The 22,051-nt window shown below is 59.9% G+C and carries 19 protein-coding genes; 5 read left to right on the top strand and 14 right to left on the bottom strand.

What is annotated here, in order from left to right:
- Positions 1–397 precede the first annotated feature (397 nt).
- Positions 398–1,651 carry an ATP-binding protein gene (locus tag PMX60_RS07415; protein WP_271747403.1) on the bottom strand — a complete coding sequence of 418 codons (1,254 nt, stop codon included), beginning with the start codon at positions 1,649–1,651 and terminating at the stop codon, positions 398–400.
- A 282-nt stretch (positions 1,652–1,933) separates the two neighbouring features.
- On the opposite strand from PMX60_RS07415, the gene PMX60_RS07410 reads away from it, so the two are divergent.
- Positions 1,934–2,107 carry a hypothetical protein gene (locus PMX60_RS07410; protein WP_271747402.1) on the top strand — a complete coding sequence of 58 codons (174 nt, stop codon included), beginning with the start codon at positions 1,934–1,936 and terminating at the stop codon, positions 2,105–2,107.
- Between the two features lie 154 nt (positions 2,108–2,261).
- Here the strand turns inward: PMX60_RS07410 and PMX60_RS07405 are convergent, their stop codons facing one another.
- The 7 genes from PMX60_RS07405 to aspS all read right to left on the bottom strand — a co-directional run bounded on the left by PMX60_RS07405 (position 2,262) and on the right by aspS (position 10,223).
- On the bottom strand, positions 2,262–4,211 hold the full coding sequence (locus PMX60_RS07405; protein ID WP_271747401.1) for an NAD(P)/FAD-dependent oxidoreductase: 1,950 nt from the start codon (positions 4,209–4,211) through the stop codon (positions 2,262–2,264).
- A 102-nt stretch (positions 4,212–4,313) separates the two neighbouring features.
- On the bottom strand, positions 4,314–4,514 hold the full coding sequence (locus PMX60_RS07400; RefSeq protein ID WP_117634210.1) for a hypothetical protein: 201 nt from the start codon (positions 4,512–4,514) through the stop codon (positions 4,314–4,316).
- Positions 4,515–4,688: 174 nt separating this feature from the next.
- Entirely contained in the window at positions 4,689–7,016 is a 2,328-nt protein-coding gene (gene feoB / locus PMX60_RS07395) for a ferrous iron transporter B (RefSeq protein WP_271747400.1), read from the bottom strand.
- 122 nt (positions 7,017–7,138) lie between these two features.
- Positions 7,139–7,360: a FeoA family protein gene (locus PMX60_RS07390; RefSeq protein ID WP_006234774.1), complete on the bottom strand. Its 222-nt coding sequence runs from the start codon at positions 7,358–7,360 to the stop codon at positions 7,139–7,141.
- A gap of 39 nt (positions 7,361–7,399) precedes the next feature.
- On the bottom strand, positions 7,400–7,642 hold the full coding sequence (locus PMX60_RS07385) for a FeoA family protein (RefSeq protein WP_022094360.1): 243 nt from the start codon (positions 7,640–7,642) through the stop codon (positions 7,400–7,402).
- A gap of 188 nt (positions 7,643–7,830) precedes the next feature.
- Positions 7,831–8,079, bottom strand: coding sequence for an HPr family phosphocarrier protein (locus PMX60_RS07380; RefSeq protein WP_022094361.1), 249 nt, complete (start codon positions 8,077–8,079; stop codon positions 7,831–7,833).
- A gap of 356 nt (positions 8,080–8,435) precedes the next feature.
- Entirely contained in the window at positions 8,436–10,223 is a 1,788-nt protein-coding gene (aspS, locus tag PMX60_RS07375; protein WP_118387524.1) for an aspartate--tRNA ligase, read from the bottom strand.
- A gap of 256 nt (positions 10,224–10,479) precedes the next feature.
- Here aspS and serB point away from each other — a divergent pair, with 256 nt between their 5' ends.
- The 4 genes from serB to PMX60_RS07355 all read left to right on the top strand — a co-directional run bounded on the left by serB (position 10,480) and on the right by PMX60_RS07355 (position 13,476).
- Positions 10,480–11,115 (top strand): phosphoserine phosphatase SerB, encoded by a 636-nt coding sequence (gene serB / locus PMX60_RS07370; protein WP_271747399.1) that lies wholly within the window; start codon positions 10,480–10,482, stop codon positions 11,113–11,115.
- A 114-nt stretch (positions 11,116–11,229) separates the two neighbouring features.
- Entirely contained in the window at positions 11,230–12,012 is a 783-nt protein-coding gene (gene larB, locus PMX60_RS07365) for a nickel pincer cofactor biosynthesis protein LarB (RefSeq protein ID WP_271747398.1), read from the top strand.
- A gap of 10 nt (positions 12,013–12,022) precedes the next feature.
- Complete coding sequence (gene larC / locus PMX60_RS07360) at positions 12,023–12,934, top strand: nickel pincer cofactor biosynthesis protein LarC (protein ID WP_271747397.1); 912 nt, start codon at positions 12,023–12,025, stop codon at positions 12,932–12,934.
- A gap of 2 nt (positions 12,935–12,936) precedes the next feature.
- A complete protein-coding gene (locus tag PMX60_RS07355) occupies positions 12,937–13,476 on the top strand; it encodes a TetR/AcrR family transcriptional regulator (protein WP_271747396.1) in 540 nt (179 codons plus the stop codon).
- Positions 13,477–13,798: 322 nt separating this feature from the next.
- On the opposite strand, the gene larD is transcribed toward PMX60_RS07355, so the two are convergent.
- The 6 genes from larD to PMX60_RS07325 form a co-directional block, all read right to left on the bottom strand.
- A complete protein-coding gene (gene larD, locus PMX60_RS07350; protein ID WP_271747395.1) occupies positions 13,799–14,530 on the bottom strand; it encodes a D/L-lactic acid transporter LarD in 732 nt (243 codons plus the stop codon).
- Positions 14,531–14,579: 49 nt separating this feature from the next.
- On the bottom strand, positions 14,580–15,857 hold the full coding sequence (larA, locus tag PMX60_RS07345; RefSeq protein WP_271747394.1) for a nickel-dependent lactate racemase: 1,278 nt from the start codon (positions 15,855–15,857) through the stop codon (positions 14,580–14,582).
- 420 nt (positions 15,858–16,277) lie between these two features.
- Positions 16,278–19,091, bottom strand: coding sequence for a phosphoenolpyruvate carboxylase (locus tag PMX60_RS07340; RefSeq protein ID WP_370446102.1), 2,814 nt, complete (start codon positions 19,089–19,091; stop codon positions 16,278–16,280).
- A 257-nt stretch (positions 19,092–19,348) separates the two neighbouring features.
- Entirely contained in the window at positions 19,349–20,662 is a 1,314-nt protein-coding gene (hisS, locus tag PMX60_RS07335; RefSeq protein ID WP_271747393.1) for a histidine--tRNA ligase, read from the bottom strand.
- Positions 20,663–20,965: 303 nt separating this feature from the next.
- Complete coding sequence (locus PMX60_RS07330) at positions 20,966–21,415, bottom strand: MFS transporter (RefSeq protein WP_271747392.1); 450 nt, start codon at positions 21,413–21,415, stop codon at positions 20,966–20,968.
- A gap of 122 nt (positions 21,416–21,537) precedes the next feature.
- Positions 21,538–22,041, bottom strand: a complete 504-nt coding sequence (locus tag PMX60_RS07325; RefSeq protein WP_271747391.1) for a M20/M25/M40 family metallo-hydrolase — start codon at positions 22,039–22,041, stop codon at positions 21,538–21,540.
- Positions 22,042–22,051: the final 10 nt, after the last annotated feature.

The raw sequence follows: 22,051 nt of genomic DNA, 5'->3' as shown, positions 1-22,051 counted from the left end.
GCGACGCGGAAATCGCGCGCCGTTGCCGCGCCCCGCAGTGCCCGCTTCCCCCGAGAACAATTATCAGTGCAGGTAGACAGCTTGTCGATTTTCGAAAAAGCCGACTATGGTTGACCCCTGCGGCTTAAACGTAGTAGATAGGCCCTTTTCGTGGCGCAGCACTACTGCACCCCAAATTGGTACCTCGAGCCTGTTATAAGTTGCTATGAAATACGGACGGTTGATAATCAGGGCGCGCTATACGACTTGCTATTTCTCACTATACTTTGCTGTACGTCGCTATACTTTGCTATATCTTGCTATAACTTGACAATAATCGGCCCGTTACCATCCGGGATATAACGGACCCCAAGCCAACGCTGGCTTGGGGTCCGTCTTGTACCATGGCTCTTTTGGACTAAGAGCGCTCATATTTCGTGGCCCGCCCGGTTCCCTGCCTTACGATTGCATTCCGTTCAAGCAGAGATTCGAGTGCCGCCAACGTCCGCATGCGGCTCAGCCCCGTCTGTTTTTCAATCTCGCTTCGCGACATAATTCGCCCGCCCGACAAGGCCTTGAGAACCCGGACCTCTTCCTCGGACCCTTCAAAGGCATCGGTAACGGGCAATGTGACGGCCACCATGCCGCCGCGAACATCAAAAATTGGTTGATTGATCGAATCGCGATAGGCGCGTCTAATGCGCGCGATTCCCGTACCAAATTTCTCGATGTAATCCAGCTTTAAGAAGGCCTCTGCAACGATGGGGTTTCTGAGCACGGATATCTGCCCATACAGGTATTGTTCCGTCGTCAAACCGGCGGGCAGCGATCCAGGAGAGGTCACAACGACGCGATCATCATACAGGGCAATTTGAACGTTCGCTCGAACGTCCCACGTCCGATGCACCAAAGCATTTGCGACAGCTTCGCGAAACGCCTCGAGAGGAATTCGATCGGTTTGGACGCGCTCCATCCCTTCGATACGCTCATAACGGTAGTAGCGTGCAAACATAGCTACCGCCCTGTCCACCTGCTCAATTGCGGATACATTTGTCGCCGCTTCGCGATCCAAGATCACATCCTCGGTATCACCAAAACGGACGCAATCGATGCCCGGAAAATCATTCTTATCCGCCAAAATCGCCGCAGCGTTGGTATAGCCGTCCTTGCCGAGCAAGCGAAGCGTGCGCATAATATCCGACGTTAGTTCAGAAATGCCGAGATGTTCAACACATTTATGCTCGAGCGTGTGAAAACTCAAGTCCTGGCGAGCCGACGTGAGCGCGTCGAACGTTACGTTGCTGCCTTCGAGCGTCAGCCTGCCATACTCAAACCGGTCGACCTCCACTGTTGCCGAATCGTTTCGCCTGTAGGCCTTTCCCTTGCTTCGATAGGGTTTGTCCTGGCCCTCATAAACCGTAAGGATTACGGTCCCGTGTTTCTCATCGGGCTCGAGCGTGTAACGGGGAGCGGGGTCCAAGCTGTCATTAATCATGTTCTCGATGCGAAGACACTCTGCGACCGGATCCGCAAGGCCGACAGCCACGCCCTCGTCATCAACGCCAAACTCAATCTTGCCCGTCCCGTAGTTTGCATAGGCACTCACCGTTTTAAGAAACGTCGGCGTAACGCTTTCCTTGTATTCGACTGTAGGGCTCTCTCTAACAACCATATGCACAACCTCTTCGTTTCGTACTATTCATGACCGTATTATAAGACGAAAACCGTTTGCGTACTGATTTATCCAAGACGCAAATGATTTTCGTCTTGATTTGCGTACGGAATTAAGACGCATAATTTCGCTTTCGTATGGCTCAATATCGGACGCAGACTGTTTTCGCCTGTCAATACATCTGCAATCCAAACGAAACGAGCCCCGAGCTCGCATGAACTCGGGGCTCTTTGTGCCGCACATCTATGAGAGGAGCAATTCGATGCGTACGGGCGCTACTCCATGAAGCCGCCCTGGGATGGCAGCAACCTCGTCGAGGAGACCATCCGCACTCACCGTGGCGTGGCCGACGCCATCGCCGCGCGCAACCCCACCGTAGCGCACGAGGCGATGTATTTGCATCTGGTGTACAACCGCAACATGATTGCGGAAGTCGCACAGACAAAAGGCATTTAAGGCTCGACAATGATCTTTCTTTGATAAAACGCAAGCGGCGGCCGTCCCAAAACGGGACGGCCGCCGTGTTTTGCTATCGACTGGCGCAATGGAATCAGGTTTACATGCATCAACTTAGCGCAAAGTAACCTGTCCCCCACGCACAAAGGGTTGACTAGAGCTCGCAGGCAACCTTGTAGCCATCGCCGATGGCGTCGCGAATGTTGCCGCACTTGTTGGCGTCACCCAGCACGTGGGTGGTAACGCCGGCAGCGGCAAGGTCGTCGGCCAACTTGGTATTGGGACGATAGCCCATGGCAAGCACCAGCGTATCGGCATCGGCGATGGTGTGGACCTCGCCATCCTTCTCGTAGCTGATGGCATCCTCGGTAATCTCGGTCACCTTGGCCTCGGTCAGCACGTGAACGCCCTTGGAAAGCATGCGTGTGATGAGCACCGCGCGGCCGGCACCGCCCTCGTTGGCAGCAAGCGTCTTGGTCATCTCGATGACGGTGACATCGCGATTGGCCGGCGACAGGTCGTTGACCAGCGGGGCCAGGTAATCGGCCGTCTCGCAGCCAACGGTACCGCCGCCCACGATGACGATCTTCTTGCCCGGGAAAGCCTTGCCGCCCAGCAGGTCGTCGGCCGTCATAACCTGCTTAAAGCCCTGCATGAAGGCCGGAGCGATGGGCTCGGCGCCATAGGCCAGGACGACCTCGTAACCTGCGTAGTCGCGCTGAATGTCCTCGGCCGAAAGCTCGGTGCCAAAGACGCACTTCACGCCGGCCTCGGCCAGGCGACGGTACTGATACTTGATCACGCGGGTGAGTTCCTGCTTTGCCGGCGGCACGGCTGCGATGCGCATTTCGCCGCCCGGCTCATCCTGCTTGTCCACGAGCACCACGTTGTGGCCGCGCTCGGCGGCAATGTAGGCTGCCTCCATGCCCGCAGGACCAGCGCCCACAACGAGCACGTTCTTGGCCTCGGCGGCAGGCTCGTAACCGGCCTCGTCGCGCTCAACATCGGGGTTGACGGTGCAGGAGATGCGCTTGCCAAACATAATGCCGTTCAGGCAGCGCAGGCAGCCAATGCAGGGACGGATGTCGTCGGCGTTGCCGGCAGCGGCCTTGTTGCAGAACTCGGCATCGCACAGATTGGCGCGGCCCATCATGCAGATATCGGCAGCGCCGTCCTCGATCAGCTCCTCGGCGATCCAGGCCTCGTTAATGCGTCCGACGGTGGCGACGGGAATGTTGACGTGCTTTTTGATCTCGCGCGAGCAGGCGGCGTGCGAGGCCTGCTGCGTGCCGGCGGCGGGAATCGCGGAACCGCGCTTGATGGTGGTGCCACCCGACACGTGAATCATGTCGACGCCGGCCTTTTCCAGGCGACGCGAGACGTAGATCATGTCGTTGAGGGTCAGGCCGCCATCGGTGTACTCGTCGCCCGAGATGCGGACGTCGATGATAAAGTCCTTACCGCAGCGCTCGCGAATCTCGGCGATGACCTCGAGCAAAAAGCGCATGCGGGCGTCGAGCGAGCCGCCGTACTCATCGGTACGCTTGTTGTAGAGCGGGGTCAAAAAGCCGCCGAGCATGCCGTGGGCGTGTGCCGCATGGACCTCGACGCCATCGACACCGGCCTTCTGCATACGCACGGCAGCGTCGCCAAACTGATGCGTGAGCTCGTGGATCTCATCGACCGTGATAGGACGCGGTGCCTCGCGGGCATAGGACGGTCCCACGAAGGACGGAGCGAGCAGGCGCGGCGTGCCCGGAATGTTAAAGGCCATGTAGGCGGGGTGGAAGAGCTGCGGCATGATCTTGCAGCCATACTCGTGGACGGCTGCGGCGAGCTTTTCCCAGCCAGGGATAAACGTGTCGTCGTAGCAGCACATGTCACCCGGCAGATAGGTATAGGTGGGCTCAACCGTCACGACCTCGGTGATGATCAGGCCAACGCCGCCCTTGGCACGGGCACGGTAATGATCGACCAAGTCGTCGGTCACATAGCCATGATCGGCCAGGTTGGTGGACACCGGCGGCATAAAGACGCGGTTCTTGACCTCGGTCGTACCGACCTTGATCGGGCTAAAGAGCATCGGGTAGGCGGATGACTCCATACAGGCTTCCTTTCGTTTAAGCCGCTCGGCGGCAGTTGCTAACGTACTTATCCTATCAGCAACTGCCGCATTCGCAGTCAAACATGCCCAAACGCCGGTCGGCTAATGAATACCGCGGCCCAAGTCTTCGGCGATTTTGTCCACGCCCTTAAGTGCGGCGCACGTCTTTTTGTTGGAGCAATGCCCGGTGCAAACGCCGCCCTGAGCGCAGTCGGCGCAGGTACCCTTACGGTAGATGCGCACGCACACGGCGACAAACGCAATACCGATAACAGCCAGTACAACAATATCGATAGGTGCCATAGCAAGCCTCCTCTAGTTAACCACCGCTTACTTTACCCCATTCTCCACCTACCAAAAAGGGACAGGTTTATTTTGGTCGATTTTATCTGCGGAAACGCCACATCTCCCCACCAAAAAGCCCGAGTGTCGCTGGGACACCCGGGCTTTTGGAAAGGGGCTAATCCTTATTCAGACTTAAGCGGAAACTGCGGCGGAAGCAGTGTTGGTCTCGTCCTCGTCGGTCCAAGCGTGCTTGGGCATGGGACGGAAGATCTGGAAGAGCATCGCAACCAGCAGCACAATGGCCACAACCGTCCAGATACCAAACTGTCCCAACACAAGCAGGTTGTAGAACTGATTGATGAACAGGGCGATCACCCAAGCGAAGAGGCACTCGTAGCCGATAGCAATCGCGGTCCACTTGCCGGAGTCCATCTGGTTGCGGATGGTACCCATGGCGGCGAAGCAGGGGGCGCACAGCAGGTTGAAGGCACCGAATGCCACGCAAGCGCCCATGGTCGGGAACATACCAGCAAATGCGGTCCACAGGCTCGGATCGGTCTCGCCGGCATCGGCAACGGACAGCAGCGAGCCAGCGGTAGCGACGACATTCTCCTTGGCGACGAGGCCCGAGACGGTCAGCGCAGTGGCCTGCCAAGTGCTAAAGCCGAGCGGGGCGAAGATCCAAGCGACCAGGTTGCCGAGCATGGCGAGCACGGAGTAGTCCATGAACTCCTCGGGGATGCCGTCCATCGCAGGCAGGAAGCCAAAGGAACCGTTATAGCTACCAAAGTTGGACAGGAACCAAACCACGACGGTGGAGGCGAAGATGACCGTGCCGGCCTTCTTGATAAAGGCCCAGCAGCGCTCCCACACGTGCAGCGCCCAAGAGCGGATCGCCGGGAAGTGATAAGCCGGGAGCTCCATGACAAACGGGGTCGGGCGGCCGGCGAAGAGCTTGGTCTTCTTGAGCATGAGGCCTGAAGCGATGACGGCAAAGACGCCCAGGAAGTAGAACAGCGGGCTGATCCACGCGGCGGTGGTGGAAGAGTCACCGATGATGGAGCCCATGAGCAGGGCGATGATCGGCAGCTTAGCGCCACAGGGGATGAACGTGGTGGTCATGACCGTCATGCGGCGGTCCTTCTCGTTCTCGATGGTCTTGGTAGCCATGACGCCGGGGACGCCGCAGCCCGAGGACACGAGCATGGGGATGAAGGACTTACCGGACAGACCAAAGCGGCGGAACACGCGGTCCATGATGAAGGCGACGCGAGCCATATAGCCGCAGTCCTCCAGGAAGGACAGCATCACAAAGAGCAGGAACATCTGCGGCACGAAGCCGAAGATGGCACCCAGGCCGCCAACGATACCGTCACAGACGAGCGAATCGACCAGACCGCCATCCTCGGTGCCGCCCGCCACGAGGGCATCGTGCACCATGGTGGTAATACCGGGGACATAGGGGCCATACTGCGCCGGATCGACCGAATCGGCGTCGTCGCCCGCAGCCTCAACAGCTGCGTCGTAGGCGTCGCGGCCCTGGCCGAGCACATACCAACCGTCGGTACCAAAGAGCTGGTCGTTGGTGAAGTCGGTCACCGTGCCGCCCAGGGTGGAAACGGCGATGTAGTACACGCAGAACATGATGACCACAAAGATCGGCAGGCCCAGGATGCGGTTGGTAACCACGCGGTCGATCTTCTCGGAAGTGCTCATCTTGGCAGGGGCCTTGGTAAGGCACTCGTCGATGATGTGCGCGATCACGCCGTAGCGCTCACCGGTGATGATGGACTCAGCGTCGTCGTCGCAGTCCTGCTCGCACTGAGCGACCAGCTGTTCCACGCGAGCGGCCTTCTCCTTAGTGAGGTTGATGAGTTTGCAGGCGTCTGCATCACGCTCGAACAGCTTGACAGCGTAGTAGCGGCGCTTGTTGGCGGGAACGCTCGCCGGAAGGTTGTTCTCGATGTGCGTCAGAACGTCCTCAATGGAAGAGTCGAACTTGTGCTCCGGCACCTGGCCCTTGGAAGCGGCGGATTTCTTAACCTGCTCGAACAGCTCCTTGATACCCTTGTTCTTAAGAGCCGAGATCATCATGACCGGGCAGCCGAGCTTCCTAGACAGCTTGTCGGTGTCGATCTTGTCACCGTTCTTCTCGACCAAGTCGGCCATGTTGAGGGCAACGACCACGGGCAGGCCGGTCTCGATGACCTGAAGCGCCAGGTACAGGTTACGCTCGAGGTTGGTGGCATCGACCACCTGAACGACGACATCGGGCTCGCCGCTCATGAGGTAGTCGCGCGAGCACTGCTCCTCGGGGCTGTAGGGGGAAAGCGAGTAGATGCCGGGGAGGTCCGTGATGGTAACGTTCTTGTCGCTTAGGAGCTTGGCTTCCTTTTTCTCAACCGTGACGCCGGGCCAGTTGCCAACGTAGCCGTTGGCGCCGGTGATCAGGTTGAAAAGCGTGGTCTTGCCGCAGTTGGGGTTACCCGCCAGCGCGACATGGATCTGAGAATCCGCCATTCAATCCTTCTTCCTTGTGTGCCTGCGCTGCTTTCTCCGCGCAGGCTGGATAATGTGCTTCAAAGTGCAGCATTAAGTTAGAAATACCTAACTTTATCTGCAGAAATATACGTCGCGAGCCCTTACTGGACCTCGACGACGGCCGCCTCCTCCTTACGGATGGAAAGCTCGTAGCCGCGCACGTTGATCTCGACCGGATCACCGAGCGGTGCAACCTTCACGACCTTGAACGAAGTGCCCTTGATGAGCCCCAGGTCCATAAGGTGACGGCGAAGCGCACCCTCACCGTGAAGCTTGACGATGGTAGAGCTCTCGCCCACCTTAACGTCACCCAACGTCTTCATCCTCTTGTCCCCCTTTCGGTTTTTATGAAATGCTGCGGACTAACCGACGGTCATGATGTGCATGGCAACCTTGGAATCGATGCCAAAGCGTGCGCCCAGCACCGTGACGATGATATTGGCGCCACTCGAGCTCACCACGTGGATTTCGTTGCCCTCGACAAAGCCGAGGTCCTTGAGGTGGTGCTTCATGTCCTCATTGCCCTTTACCCGAGATACGCGCACGGTTTCGCCCGCTTTTACCATCGAAAGCGGCATGGCCGGCATCTGCGGTCCGCAAGACATGAGTTGCTCCTAACGTCAGTTCGTCCTCAACATCGACGCGATAAAAGTTAACCACGTCTATGTTCGCTTTAGTAAACTAACACGTGGTTAACTTTTTGGAAAGGGTCTCTATTCAGTTTTCGAAAAAGTTTCCTATACGAAACAAAAAGGCGCGGCAAAGAGCTGTCCTTTGCCGCGCCCTGTCATGCTTAGAGCGAGAGGTTTCTGATCGACGTGACGCACGAGGCCTCATCCACGCCCGAAACGCGGAAGATGATGTCCTCGCCGCACTCGCCGTAGAGGGCCATCAGGCCCATAACGTCGCGACCATCCGTATGGCGGTCACCGATGCTGACCGACACGTCGCTACGATGCTTGGCAATAATGTCATAGAGCAGCGCAACCGGGCGGGCATGTAATCCCAACGGATCTTTAATCGTCTTCGTAAACTCGACCATGTCCCCTCCCGCGACATCGCACATCGGCCGGCAAAACCCAGCCACGTGGTAGTTATTGTAGCGTTAGATGCTTGTTGAGGGCGGGACGGAAATCGCATCCCATTTCGAGCGTCAATGATGGGACACAGTTTCCGTTAGACAGCTCAATCGGAAACTGTGCCCCGTTATTTGGCTGGATTCTGGGACGCAGTTTCCGCTGAGCGACCCTGGCGGAAAGTACATCCCATTCTGGACGCAAATTCCGGGACGCAGTTTCCTCGACGTCCGGTCACCCCATGCCCTCACAACCTCGGCGCATATAAAACGAGGGAAGGCCCGCGTCCTTCCCTCGTTACAGGCAATATGTAGCCGTTCGCCTACATCAGGCGCAGACTGACGTCCTTGAGCTGGGCGCCGCTAACGGCACTCGGAGCGCCCGACATAAGGTCGGAGCCGCTGGCCGTCTTGGGGAACGCCATGACGTCGCGGATGGAGTCGGAACCGGTGAGCAGCATGCACACGCGGTCCAGGCCCAGAGCGAAACCGCCCATCGGGGGCGCACCAAACTTGAGGGCCTCCATGAGGAAGCCGAACTGAGACTCGGCACGCTCCTCGGTAAAGCCCAGGAGCTTGAGCATGGACATCTGCATCTCGGCGTTGTGGATACGCATACCGCCGCCGCCGGCCTCAAAGCCGTCCATGACAAAGTCGTAGGTGCAAGAACCGGCTGCCAACGGGTCGGCCTCGATCTTGGCGATGTCGGTCTCGGTCGGCAGGGTAAAGGGCTGGTGCTCGGCAGCATAGGCCTTGCGATCCTCGTCCCAGTGGAACAGCGGGAAGTTGACGACCCACAGGAAGTCGTGGCCCTCGCGCTTGATCTCGAGCGCATTGGCCATGTGCGAACGCATGCCGCCCAGGATCTCGTCGGAGAGCAAGCGCGGGCCGGCGGCGAACATCACAAGGTCGCCGGGCTCGACATCCATGCGCTCGCGCAGAGCCGCCATCTCCTCGTCCGAGAAGAACTTGACGATGGGGCTGTTGATAGAGCCGTCCTCGCGGAAAGCAATCCAGGCCAGGCCCTTGGCGCCAAACGTGGAGGCCACGCCGGCAAGCTTATCGATCTTGGCACGTGCCCAGGCACCGGCGCCCTTGGCGTTGATGGCCTTGACGACAGAGCCCTCCTCGTTTGCGGCAGTCGCAAAGACCTTGAACTTGGAGTTGGCGAAGATGTCGGTCAGGTCGACCAGGTGCATGCCATAGCGGGTATCGGGCTTGTCGGAGCCATAGGTGTCCATGGCCTCCCAGTAGTCCATGCGACGCAGCGGCGTGGGCATCTCGACGCCCATGCGGCCGAAGGCGTCGGCCAGGACCTCCTCGAGCGCGCTCATGACATCATTCTGGTCCACGAAGGACATCTCGATATCGACCTGGGTGAACTCGGGCTGACGGTCGGCACGCAGGTCCTCGTCGCGGAAGCACTTGGCAACCTGGTAGTAGCGCTCGACGCCACCGACCATGAGCAGCTGCTTCAGGAGCTGCGGGGACTGCGGCAGGGCGTAGAAGTTGCCCGGCTGAATACGGCTGGGGACGATGAAGTCGCGAGCGCCCTCGGGCGTGGACTTAAACAGGGAGGGCGTCTCGACCTCCATGAACTCACGGTTGTGCAGCGCCTCACGAATGGCAAAGGTGAAGTCGGAGCGCAGTTTGAGGTTGGCCATCATCTCGGGACGGCGGAGGTCCAGATAGCGATAGCGCAGACGGGTGTCCTCGCTGGTCTCGATGCCGTCCTCGATCTGGAACGGCGGGGTGACGGACGTATTGAGTACCTCGGCGTGGTCGGTCAGGACCTCGATCTCGCCGGTCGCGAGTTTGGTGTTGGTGGTCTCCTCGCCACGGGCGCGCACGACGCCGTGAATCTTGATGGGCCACTCGGGACGCATGGTCTCGGCGATCTTAAAGGCGTCGCCGTCGGAGTGCTCGGGGTCGAAGGTGAGCTGCGTGATGCCCTCGCGGTCGCGAAGGTCGCAGAAAATAAGGCCGCCGTGGTCGCGGCGACGGCTCACCCAACCGGTGAGGGTGACCTCTTCGCCCACGTTCTCGCGGCGAAGCTCGCCGCAGGTACGGGTGTGCATGGAATGCTCGTCGATGGGACGGGTCTGGCTCATACCAGTGATCCTCCTTTATGGATCTGTGCCGCCCCGTGTCGTTCCGGGCGGCGTCGTACAGATTTGCCCAGCCTGCGTAAACCGCGCAGCCAGACATGGCGTTCTATCTTATCGCACCCGCGTCGATGTGCCGCGAAAAAGTAGCTCTTGCCCAAAGACTTGACGGAGACGAAACAATTGACGCACCGCGGCCGTCGCTAAGGCGCGCTCCGTGCGACAATGTGCCCCAATACAACTGCACTCGGAAAGGCCCCTCATGACCGCACGCCTCATCGTTATGGATATCGACTCCACACTCATCAACCAGGAGGTCATCGATCTTTTGGGCGAGGAGGCCGGCGTGGGCGAGCAGGTAGCGCAGATCACTAAGCGCGCCATGCGCGGCGAGCTCGACTTTAAGCAGGCGCTTGAGGAGCGCGTGGGGCTGCTTGCCGGCTTGGACGAGAATGTGTTCGAGCGCACCTTTGAGCGCGTGACGTTTACCCCCGGCGCGCTGGAGCTTGTGCGCTCGGCGCACAGCAAGGGCTGGAAGGTCGGCGTGGTAAGCGGCGGCTTCCACGAAGTCGCCGATAAGATCGTGGCCGCCGCGGGCATCGACTTTTGCCTCGCTAACCGCCTGGAGGTCGTGGACGGCAAGCTCACCGGTAAGCTGGCGGCAGACATCGTGACCAAAGAGTCCAAGCTCATCCAGCTGCTGGATTGGGCGGTTGAGTGTGGCGTCGATATGGCACACACCGTGGCAATCGGCGACGGCGCCAACGACATCCCCATGATTCAGGCCGCAGGCACGGGCATCGCGTTTTGCGCCAAGCCCAAGACGCGCGAGGCCGCCCCGTTTGCCATCGACGAGCGCAACTTGATGCTCGCCATGGACATCATCCTGCGCGACTAGCCGATCCGTCTAACAATTGAATCAGTCTGTCCTATAGTTTCCGAACAATTTTGTCTTAGTGTTCGGAAACATACCCTTTGAGTGCTAGACTTTGCGCCGTCGAAGGGAACATATATGGATAAGCGAGATCTTGAGCAGCTTCTGAGCGATGTTGCCGGCGGATCAGTCACCCCTGCCGACGCCCTCACACGCATCCAGACGGCTCCGACCGCCGATTTGGGCTTTGCGCAGCTCGATCTTTCGCGCGGGGTACGCCAGGGAGCCGGCGAGGTTGTCTACGGCGCCGGTAAAACCGCCGAGCAGATTGCCGCCATTATCGAGGCACTGCGCGATGCCGGCCAGGAGCGCATCCTGGTCACGCGCCTGGATGCCGAAAAAGCAGCCCGTACCTCGGAGCTCCTCGACGACAGCATCGACCTGGGATATGTCCCGGACGCACAGCTCGCCCTCGTGGGCGGCAATCCCTCCCCTACCGGCAACGGACGCATCGTCGTCGCCTGCGCCGGCACGAGCGACCTGCCCGTCGCCGAAGAAGCCGCGTTGACGGCCGAGTTCTATCGCAACGAGGTCGACCGCCTCTACGACGTGGGTGTCGCCGGCCTGCACCGTCTGCTTGCGCATGCCGAGGAACTTGCTCAGGCGCAGGTAGTCATCGCCATCGCCGGCATGGAGGGCGCGTTGGCGAGCGTTATCGGCGGCCTGGTGAGCTGTCCGGTCATCGCCGTTCCCACCAGCGTGGGCTACGGCGCAAGTTTTGGTGGCGTAGCCGCACTGCTCGCCATGCTCAACTCCTGTGCCAGCGGCGTATCGGTCGTCAATATCGACAACGGCTTTGGCGCCGCTTACCAGGCAAGTCTTATCAATCATCTGAGCGCCGGCACACCCCGCGCCCGCTAAGGAGCATTCCATGTCCAATCATCAGCACACGCTTATCATCGACGGCACCTCGGGCATCAGCGGCGATATGACCGTCGCGGCCCTGCTCGACCTGGGCGCCAGCGAGGAGCACCTGCGCGAACAGCTCGCCACACTGCCGGTCGACGGCTTTACGATCGCCGTCACGCGCGTAAACAAGCATGGCATCGACGCCTGCGATTTCGACGTTCAGCTGGCAGAAGAGCTCGAGAACCACGACCACGACATGGCATGGCTCTACGGCAACGAAGCAGCTGCCGAGCACACGCACGAGCACGAGCACCACCATCATGACCATGACGAGCATGAGCACTGCCATGAGCATGATCATGAGACCCACGGCCATGGCCACGAGGGTCACCATCACGCCCACCACCATCACCACCGTTCTTTGGCGGACGTCACCGCCATCATCGACGGCTCGCAGTTAAGCGATGGCGCCAAGCGTCGTGCGCACGCCATCTTTACCGCGCTCGCCGCCGCCGAGGCAAAGGCCCACGGCAAAACGCCCGAGACCGTCATGTTCCACGAGGTAGGCGCCGTCGATTCCATCGTCGACGTCTGCTCTGTCGCCATCTGCCTCGATGACCTAGGTATTGAGGACATCGTGGTCGAATCGCTCTCCGAAGGCCACGGAACCATTCGCTGCGCCCACGGCCCTATGCCCATTCCCGTCCCCGCTGTCGTCAACCTGTGCCAGGCGGGCAATATCGCCCTCACGCCCGCACCGGTCGCTGGCGAGCTCGTGACGCCCACGGGCGCCGCCATCGTCACCGCGCTGCGCAGGTCCGACCAACTGCCCTCACGCTATCGTATCGAAGCCGTCGGCTACGGCGCCGGTAAGCGCCCCTACGAGGGCTGCTCCGGCACGCTCCGTTGCCTGCTCGTTGACGTGGATGCATAGCCATGGATGCCCGCAAAGAAAAAAGTCGCGCTGCCATCGTTGCGGCGTTCTCCGAGCTGCTACGCGAAGAGGATTACGGCAAGATTACCGTCGGCGACATCATCGCTCGTGCTCACGTAGGCCGCGCGACATTCTACGGCCTCTTTAAGAGCAAAGACGACCTACTGTCCGAGCTCGTGAGCGACATCTGCACCCACGCCCTCGACGACGATGGCACACCGCTCGACGACCCACTCGTGCAGGTCGAGCATATCCTCAACAACCTCTGGGAGCGCCGCCAGGGCGTTCGAGCCCTCGTAGCCGGCGCCGGCTCACGCGTCTTCGCCGACTGCCTACGCAAGACCATCATGTCACGAGCAGCCGAAACCGTCCCTAGCGACCCAAACGGCCCCGCCGCCACCATGGACCGCAGCTTCTTACTACACCACATAGCCTCAAGCTTCGTAGCCACCGTCCAATGGTGGGCCTGGCACAACTTCCAAGCAGACAAAGCCGACGTAGCCAAAGACTACCTCTCGGCCATAAAACCCCTCTTCAACTAAGTAAACCCCTCATCCCAAAGTTCCGCCCTCATCTCAAAGCCCCGCCCCAACCCAAAGCACAATCCATCCCAAAGTGTCGACAGAAGCCCAACGCCCCTACCAGCAACAAGCCCCTCCCATCCAAATTCAGATATATATGTTGGGTTGCTTGTACGAACGCAACAAAGACCCCGCAGCTGTCCGCATGGGGTAACTTCCCAGCGCATTCCGCAGGACGCAAAAAGGCTCGCCGCACGAAGTGCGCAGCGAGCCTTTTTTGCATGTCCGAGGACGCGCTGGGAAGTTACCCCATGCGGCCAGCGGACAACTATGTAGCCTTGGACTAGAACATGCCCAAGAAACCATGCACAAACAGCGCGGCCAGAGCGGCACCGACAAACGGAGCGATGCCAGGAACGAGCAGGCCGTACTTCCAGTTGTTGTCGGCCTTGTTCTTGATCGGCAGCACCTGATAGGCCATGCGAGGACCAAGGTCACGGGCCTGGTTCATGGCGAAGCCGGTGATGCCGCCCATGCCCATGCCAACAGCCCAAACGATCAGACCGACGCAGATAGCGAGCATCAAAACGTTCTCGCCGGCGCGGCTAGCGGCAGCAAGGATGGCGCTGATGAACACGAAGGTGCAGATAGCCTCGCAGAAGAAGTTGCGGGCATAGTTCGTGCCCTCGGTGGTTGGGTTGGTCGAGAAGATGTTGCGCTGAGCAATGGGATCGATGACACCATCGGAAGCCTTGAACTCATCGGCATACATCGACCACGCGATCACGGCACCCGCAAAGCCGCCGAGCATATCGGCAACCATGAAGGGGATGCAGCTGCTCCACGGCACCAGGCCGACGATGCACTGGGCAAGCACCATGGCGGGGTTCATGCACACGGCGCCGCCAAAGACAAACAGGCAGACTGAGATGCCAAAAGACCAGGTGGTGATGGCAAACATGTGGCCGGAGCCCTGATACTTGGTGCCCTTGAGCACGGTATCGCAGTGCACGCCCACGCCAAAGATGATCATGAGGGCCGTTGCGCCGAATTCGCAGAGGAGTTTGGTAAGCATAAAACCTTATCTTTCTTGTCGGTTATAAACGATTCGTTTAGGCCGCGTACTAGTGCTGAGCGACGACAACGCCCAGGCCATCGGGAATGACGGCCACCTTGGCATCGGCACCCTTCATCTCAAAGGCGAGCTTGAGCGCCTCATCGAGGGTGTTGACCGGCGTCATGTGCATATCCTTGATCATCCGGTGATCGCACAGGTCGGTAACCATGATCACAGGATGATGCGCCAGGATGCGGGCAAAAATCTGGCTCGTCCACTGGTCGGGCAGGGTCTCGTCCTTAGGACGGTCGATGCAGGCGCGCTCAAACTCTGCCGGATCGTTGTCAGCGATGTTGTGATAGAAGCCCTCGCCACCGTGACCGTCGGCACAGCCGGCGACGTCGATGATCACGCCGCCCTCGGGAAGCGTGGCCTCGGCAGAGCACATGCCCTTCACGGCCTGGTAGATGTTCTGGTCGAGCGGGTAGCCGCCGTTGGTGGTGATGGCAATCTCGCACTCGACGGGCTCAACGCCGGCAAGGCTCTTCACGAACTCGCAGCCAGCCTCGTGCGCCTTGTGGATATCGCCGGCAAAGGAGCCGATGACCTCGTGCTTGCCGTTGAGCACCACGTTAAGCACAAAGGCAAGGTGAGCCATCTCGGCAGCAGCAAACATGTCCTCGCTCACGTGGTTGCGGCACAGGTTGCCGGCACGCGAGTGGGAATCATTCACAAACTGACCGTTGTGGTTGTACATGATGGTCTTGTAGCTGGCGATGCCAGGCAGGACGGACTTGCGGCTACCAGAGAAACCGGCAAAGAAGTGCGGCTCAATAAAGCCCTCGGCAAGCAGCAGATCGCAATCGGCGGCAATCTTGTTGATGATGCACTCGCCACCAGAAGGCAGGGTGCCGATCTTTTTCATCATGCTGTCGTCAGTCGCGACGTGCATAACGATTTCCTCGTTGGCAACGATCTCCTCGCCGTACTTGTTGACGAGTTCCTCATGCGTCGACGGACGATGCATACCCGTAGCAACCAAAATGCGCACGCGAGCCTCGGGCGCAGCAGAATGGATGTGATGCAGCAGAATAGGCATCGTCACACGCGAGGGAACGGGACGCGTATGGTCGGAGCTAATGATGACGATATCCTTCTTGCCAGCACAAAGCTCCTCGAGCGACGGCGAGCCATAAGGGTTGGCAAGCGACTCCTCTACCAGCTCTTCCTGCGATTTCGTGGTCTTAAACTCGTTTTGATGACCTTCCATCACACCCGCGAAGTTCTTATCCTCGAGCTCCAGATGCAACGTCTTGTGGTCAAACGGCAGTTCACATTCAAACAATGACGAGCGCCCTCTTCCTTTTCAACTGACACACTAGATAAACCGTTGGAAGGATACGCCGCTCACCGAGAAACACCACCGTCCACCGACTCATTAACACAACGTTCATATTTGACCCACAACAAAACGGCCGCGATCTCACTTGGGACCGCGGCCGCTACAGTCGTAAGGCGAGAAGCGCCAAATGCGCCACCGGGATAGACCCCATCCAAAACGCGCGAAGCGCGCCATTATTCCCCCAGCAGTAATCCGCCGAAGACCGAGGACGAAGGGACCCGACGGGTTTCCCTCTGAATGCATTCCGCAGCACGAAGCCCCCTTATCCGTGGCTCCGAAGGAGCAGGATAAGGGGGCTTCAAGTGCGAGGACGCATTCAGAGGGAAACCCATCGGATCCCGGTGAGAGCCACAGGGCTATCGATTACCCCGTGTTCTGCAATCCTGCCGAGACGCCGGTCACAGTCGAAAGAATCAGGCTCATGTACTCGGCCTTCTTCTCCTCGGCCATCTCGTCCTGGTTCATACGCACCTCGCGAAGGGCGCGGACCTGGGCGATGGACAGAGCGTCGACGTAGGGGTTGCGCACGCGGACGGCGCAACCGAGCACGCGGCGGCGCTGCAGCGGCCACTCATCGCCGACGATGGCAAGGACCCACTTACGCGTGAGCTGCATCTCGGTAAAGACCTTCTCGGACAGATCCTGGCGATCGCCCAGGTGCAGATACATCTTGGCGATACGCTGATCGGTCTTAGCAATCGACATCTCGATGTTGTCGATGAACGTGCGGAAGAACGGCCACTCCTGGTAGGCAGCCTTGAGCTGGTCAAGATCGCCAAGCTGCTCGCAGGCGGTGCCCAGACCGTACCAAGCGGCCAGGTTAATGCGCGCCTGGCTCCAGCTGAAGATCCACGGGATGGTACGCAGGTCATCGAGCGACTTGGCGCCCAGACCGCGCTTGGCGGGACGCGAGCCGATCGGCAGCAGACCGACCTCGGTCAGCGGCGTCACGGTCGAGAACCACGGTGTAAAGTCCTCGGTGTTCAGCAGGTCCAGATAGCGTTCGTGGCTTGCAGTGTTGAGCTTCTCGGCCATATCCCAGAACTTCTGCGTGGTCTCGGTGTTGGTCTTCTCGACACTCGGGGCCGACTGCAAAAGCGTTGCGGCGGCAACGGACTCAACATGGCGCTGAGCCAGCGTGCGGTTGCCGTAACGGGCAAAGATGACTTCGCCCTGCTCGGTAAGCTTAAAGAAGCAGTTGACCGAACCCTTGGGCTGCGCCAGCACGGCCTTGTTGGCCGGGCCGCCGCCACGGCCCACGGCACCGCCGCGACCGTGCATGAGCACCAGGTCGATATCGTTCTTCTCTGCCCACTTGGCGATGCGCTCCTGCGCGGAGTGCAGCGCGAGCATGGCCGTGGTAGGACCGGCATCCTTGGAAGAGTCGGAATAGCCCAGCATGACCTCCATGCGGCGGTTGGTCTGGGCAAGGCGCTTTTGCACCACGGGCAGCGTAAGCATCTGATCGAGCACGTCGACGCAGCCCTCGAGGTCCTCGAGCTGCTCGAACAACGGGATCACGTCGAGCTCGGGGACATCCTCCTCGTGTGCAAAGGACAGGTGCGCCAGCTCAAAGACGTCGGCCACATGCTGAGCGCTCTTGGTAAACGAGATGATGTAGCGGTGCGCCATCTTCTTGCCGTAGCGCTTTTGGATGGAGCCGATAGCGCGGAAGGTATCGATGACCTCGCGCGTCATGGGCTGCAGGTCGCCATGGATACCGTTCTCGTGGATATCCTTAAGGGCGCGGGCATGCACCACGGAGTGCTGACGGAACTCCATCTCGACCATATGGAAGCCGAAGGACTCGACCTGCCAGATGATGGTTTGGACCGGGCCGTAGGCAGCACGGACGGCACCGCAGGCGGCCAGCGAACGCTGGACGACGCGCAGGTCATCCAGGAACTCGTCGGCGCTGTGGTACATGGTGTCGGTGATACGACGGACGGTGGCGTTCAGGCGGTCGGCCATGACGAGCATGACGGCGCGATGCGGCTCGTGCTCGGAGATCAGCTCGGCGCGGGCCGTGTAACGAGGGCTCATCTCGACCTGATGGTTCCACAGGTTAATGAGCTCGGCCGACGGCTTGCTGTAGGTAGCCTCGAGCGTGAGGTTGCGGCCGATGTGGCGGCACTTGTCCTCGAGCTTGAGCACCATGTGCGTAAAGTACTTGGCGGCGACCTCACGGCTCACCTTGGCGGTGACGTTGGGGTTACCGTCGCGGTCGGAACCGATCCAGCTGCCGGGATGGAAGAACGCCGGGCACAGCGGCGGCACAGTACCGGCCTTGTCGCCCAGCACCCAATCGTCAAAACGACGATAGATAACGGGGATGACGTCGAACAGCGTGTTATCGAAGATGTCGATGATGGTATCGGCTTCCTCGACCGGCGTGGGCTTCTTGAGCGCGATGGGACTCGTACGCACCAGGGCGTCGATCTCCTGCAGCATATGGCGCTCGTTCTCCACCAGGTCGGAGCCGCCCAGACGCGGACGCTCCTCCAGCAGGTTGGAGATACGGCGGATCTTGCCCTCGACGGCCTTACGACGGGCCTCGGTGGGATGTGCGGTAAAGACAGGGTGGAACTCGAGCTTGTCGAGCAGCTCGTTGGCACCCTCGACACCCAGCTCATTCACCAGCTGGTGATAGGCAACGGTAAGCTCGTTGGCAGGATCGACCTCGGTATCGGTCGACGCACCGGCCTCGCGCTCGCGCAGCTGCGCCACACGGTAGTTCTCCTCCGACAGGTTTGCCAGATGGAAAAAGCTCGTAAAGGCGCGAACGATGACCTGCTGCTTATCGAGCGGCAGGCTGTCGATCAAATCGACGACCTCACGAAATGCCACGGCAGTGGGCTCGTCGGCGGTGGGCACGCCCTGCTCGTCGACGGCTTCGTCGGCAGCGCAGGTACCGGGGTTGCCGGCATTGACCACAATCTCGGCTGTCAAAATCTTGTCGAACAGGTCCGCGATCTCGGGATCATACTCGCTAAGCACACGGCGCTCCAGGCGCAAGAACAGCGCCAGATTGTCGCGCAGCTCCTCGGGGATCTCGATCTCGGCGAGACGCTCCCTGGACTCGGCATTCGAGCCGATTCGGTTAACGAGGCGGTTGACCACGGCAGCGACGCGCGCCGCGGCTTCGGGTACAGACTGGTTGCTTAGGTTCTCAGCCACGTTTCCTCCCATTCCTCCTTCTATGCACGTAACATGCGGTATTCATTATAGGCGCTTGAGAAATACTTTCGACACTGATTGCGCTTTACCACACAAAAGTATTTTCTGCATTGCAAAGGTTTTTGCCCTAAATGGTCGTATTTCTCGGTGGGCGGCATACGTAAACGGGGGCATTCCGCATAAAAGCGAAACACCCCCGTAACAATCGCTCTCCATGAGCAGGGCACGTTAGCAGGCCCGAAGCTCAAAAAGATGCGCTACAGGCGCTCGCGAACCGCCTCGACAACGTTGGCCAAATCGACCAGTACCTCGTCATGGCTCTGCATGTCGCGCACCTTGACCTTGCCGGCGGCAAGCTCGTCGCCACCCAGGACTAGGATGAGCTTAGCGCCCACCTTGTCGGCCTGCTTAAACTGAGCCTTGAGCGAGCGACCCTGATAGTCGGCCTCGGTCACAATCCCTGCGGCGCGAAGCTGCTGCGTAATAGTAAAGACGTTCTGGCGCAACTCCTTGCCGGCGTTGGCGACGTAGACACACGGGGCCTCATCGGCACCCAGATCACTGCCAAAGGCCTGCAGGGCCAGCAGGGCGCGCTCAAAACCGACGGCGAAGCCGACGCCGGCCGTAGGCTTGCCGCCCTCGAGCTCGACCAGGCCGTCGTAGCGGCCGCCGCCGCCGATGGAGCCGACGCCGGCGCCGGGGGCCTCGACCTCAAAGACGGTACGGGTGTAGTAGTCCAGGCCGCGCACCAGGGTGGGATCCTCGACATACTCGATGCCGGCGGCATCCAGATAACGCTTGACCTGCTCGTAGTGCTCGCGGCACTCGTCGCACAGGTTGTCACCCATCAGCGGGGCCTCGGCCATGATCTCGCGGCAATGGTCGTTCTTGCAGTCGAAGGCGCGCAGCGGGTTAAGCTCGGCGCGCTCGCGGCACTCATCGCACATCTCGTCGGCGTGATCGAGAATGAACTGCTTGACCTGCTCGCGATAGGCCGGACGGCACTGGGCATCGCCCATCGAGTTAATGAGCAGACGAAGCTTGGAAAGATCGAAACCAAGGCGCTTGTAGAACTCCATGAGCATGATGATACACTCGGCGTCTGCCGCCGGATCGGGAGCGCCGAGCCACTCGATGCCCACCTGGTGGAACTGGCGCAGGCGGCCCTTCTGGGGACGCTCGCCGCGGAACATGGCCTCGGCGTAGTAAGCCTTAAACGGCGTGGAGCCCTGGGGCACCAGATTGTTCTCGACGACGGCGCGCACCACGCCGGCCGTGCCCTCGGGGCGAAGTGCCAGGCGCTGCTTGGGCTTGAGTTTGGTGTCGGTGCCCTCGGTAAAGACGCGCTCCAGGTTGGCACCGCTGAACACGCGGAACATTTCCTTGCGCACGACGTCGGTCGACTGGCCGATACCGTGGACAAACACGTCAACCTGCTCGATCGCGGGCGTCTCGATGGGTTTAAAACCAAACGGCTCGAACACGCCGGCCGCAATCTGCTGCATCTTTTGCCAGGCGCGCATCTCGGCGCCGATAAGGTCGCGGGTTCCATCCGCCTTCTGTGCCTGCATGGGCAAACACCTTTCTGTTGTATCGCGTCTTAGGTAGTGGACATTATACGGCACAAAGCAGCAACGCGGCGGCGCGTCTGACCGAACGAGGGTATGGGGACTCGTTCGGCCAGACGCGCCGCCGCTATTTGTGATCCCTTTTCCTCCGTCCCCTTCGGGTCACATGATCTGCTGGGGACGGAGGAAAACGGATCATTCGTAGGCCCGTGGCCGCCTTGGAAACCGAATGACGGTACGAGCATCCATTCGGCTTCCAAGGCGACCACGGACAGAACGGGGCGAACAGAAAAGAGCGACGGGCGTCTACTCCCCCGCCACGCTCGCGCGCAGCTTGGCGGCGATGGGCTCGGATGCCAGCAGAAACACGAGCATGACCGCGGAGCACGCCAGGCACACGATCCAGGCGCTCGCAAAGGAGCCAGAGACGGCAAAGAGCACGTAGACCTGCCACAGCTCACCGACAAAGCTCATGCTGGCAAGAACGGCAGAGGTAGCGATAACGGTTAGGGAGCCCAAAACGCGACCGCTTACTTTATCGGCAACATGGCCAATGACAAGCGATCCGATAACGCTCACCACGGTAGAGATCGCATTGGAGATGTTGTACTGCGCAAGAGATATTCCCAAGTCGCTGACGATGAGCGGCTGGAACAGGCTCATGCAGTTGACGAAAATCGTGTAACACGTGGCCATGATCACGAAGCCGGAGGCCACCACGAGCCAGCCGGGGAAGAACTTACGCTGCTGGGGCATACTGCTCCTTTTAGACAAACGAATAGCCTGCGCCGGGCGCCGGTAGTGCCCAAGATTGCCTTGAAAGACAAGGGCATAGGCCTTACGGCCATGCCCGCAGGCTTGAAAGGCAATCTTGGGTGCTACCGGTGGTCGGCGATATAGCCCAAAGCGACGGCGGTATAGGCCGCGGCACCGAGCGGCAGCTCGGCATCGTTAAAACGTGCCTTGGGATGGTGCTGGGCAAAGTGTTCGTCCGTGTCGGTTACGGCCGCGCCCACGGTAAAGTACGCACTTGGGATCTTGCTCGAGATAAGCGCGAAGTCCTCACTCGCCATGGCATGGAAAAGCGGCAAGAAAGCCGTCTTGGGCAGCACTGCGCCCACGTAGCCAAGCGACGCCTGAGTCATATCGCTGTCGAGTACAAGCGGCGGAACATCCGAAAGCGTCTCGATGGTCGCCGGCGTACGATAGGTCGTAGCAACGCCGTTAACGACCTCCGCGATGCGGGTCTTTAGGTGAGCCATGAGCTCAACATCAAAGCCGCGCAGCGTTCCCTCGAGCACGCAGGTGTCGGGGATGACGTTGGCCGCCAAGCCGCCGGCGAACTTACCAACGGTAAGTGCGACTTCCTTGGCCGCCGGCACCTCGCGGGAG

It is taken from the genome of Collinsella aerofaciens (assembly GCF_028206995.1).
Taxonomy (GTDB): Bacteria; Actinomycetota; Coriobacteriia; order Coriobacteriales; family Coriobacteriaceae; genus Collinsella; species Collinsella aerofaciens_AQ.
This window is presented reverse-complemented; position numbering and strand designations above follow the sequence as displayed.

Coding starts and splice junctions, on each gene's coding strand:
- serB (WP_271747399.1), top strand. CDS start 10,480: ATGACCGCACGCCTCATCGTTATGGATATCGACTCCACACTCATCAAC.
- PMX60_RS07405 (WP_271747401.1), bottom strand. CDS start 4,211: ATGGAGTCATCCGCCTACCCGATGCTCTTTAGCCCGATCAAGGTCGGT.
- PMX60_RS07400 (WP_117634210.1), bottom strand. CDS start 4,514: ATGGCACCTATCGATATTGTTGTACTGGCTGTTATCGGTATTGCGTTT.
- PMX60_RS07390 (WP_006234774.1), bottom strand. CDS start 7,360: ATGAAGACGTTGGGTGACGTTAAGGTGGGCGAGAGCTCTACCATCGTC.
- PMX60_RS07385 (WP_022094360.1), bottom strand. CDS start 7,642: ATGTCTTGCGGACCGCAGATGCCGGCCATGCCGCTTTCGATGGTAAAA.
- feoB (WP_271747400.1), bottom strand. CDS start 7,016: ATGGCGGATTCTCAGATCCATGTCGCGCTGGCGGGTAACCCCAACTGC.
- PMX60_RS07415 (WP_271747403.1), bottom strand. CDS start 1,651: ATGGTTGTTAGAGAGAGCCCTACAGTCGAATACAAGGAAAGCGTTACG.
- hisS (WP_271747393.1), bottom strand. CDS start 20,662: ATGCAGGCACAGAAGGCGGATGGAACCCGCGACCTTATCGGCGCCGAG.
- PMX60_RS07380 (WP_022094361.1), bottom strand. CDS start 8,079: ATGGTCGAGTTTACGAAGACGATTAAAGATCCGTTGGGATTACATGCC.
- aspS (WP_118387524.1), bottom strand. CDS start 10,223: ATGAGCCAGACCCGTCCCATCGACGAGCATTCCATGCACACCCGTACC.
- PMX60_RS07355 (WP_271747396.1), top strand. CDS start 12,937: ATGGATGCCCGCAAAGAAAAAAGTCGCGCTGCCATCGTTGCGGCGTTC.
- larD (WP_271747395.1), bottom strand. CDS start 14,530: ATGCTTACCAAACTCCTCTGCGAATTCGGCGCAACGGCCCTCATGATC.
- PMX60_RS07330 (WP_271747392.1), bottom strand. CDS start 21,415: ATGCCCCAGCAGCGTAAGTTCTTCCCCGGCTGGCTCGTGGTGGCCTCC.
- larC (WP_271747397.1), top strand. CDS start 12,023: ATGTCCAATCATCAGCACACGCTTATCATCGACGGCACCTCGGGCATC.
- larB (WP_271747398.1), top strand. CDS start 11,230: ATGGATAAGCGAGATCTTGAGCAGCTTCTGAGCGATGTTGCCGGCGGA.
- PMX60_RS07410 (WP_271747402.1), top strand. CDS start 1,934: ATGAAGCCGCCCTGGGATGGCAGCAACCTCGTCGAGGAGACCATCCGC.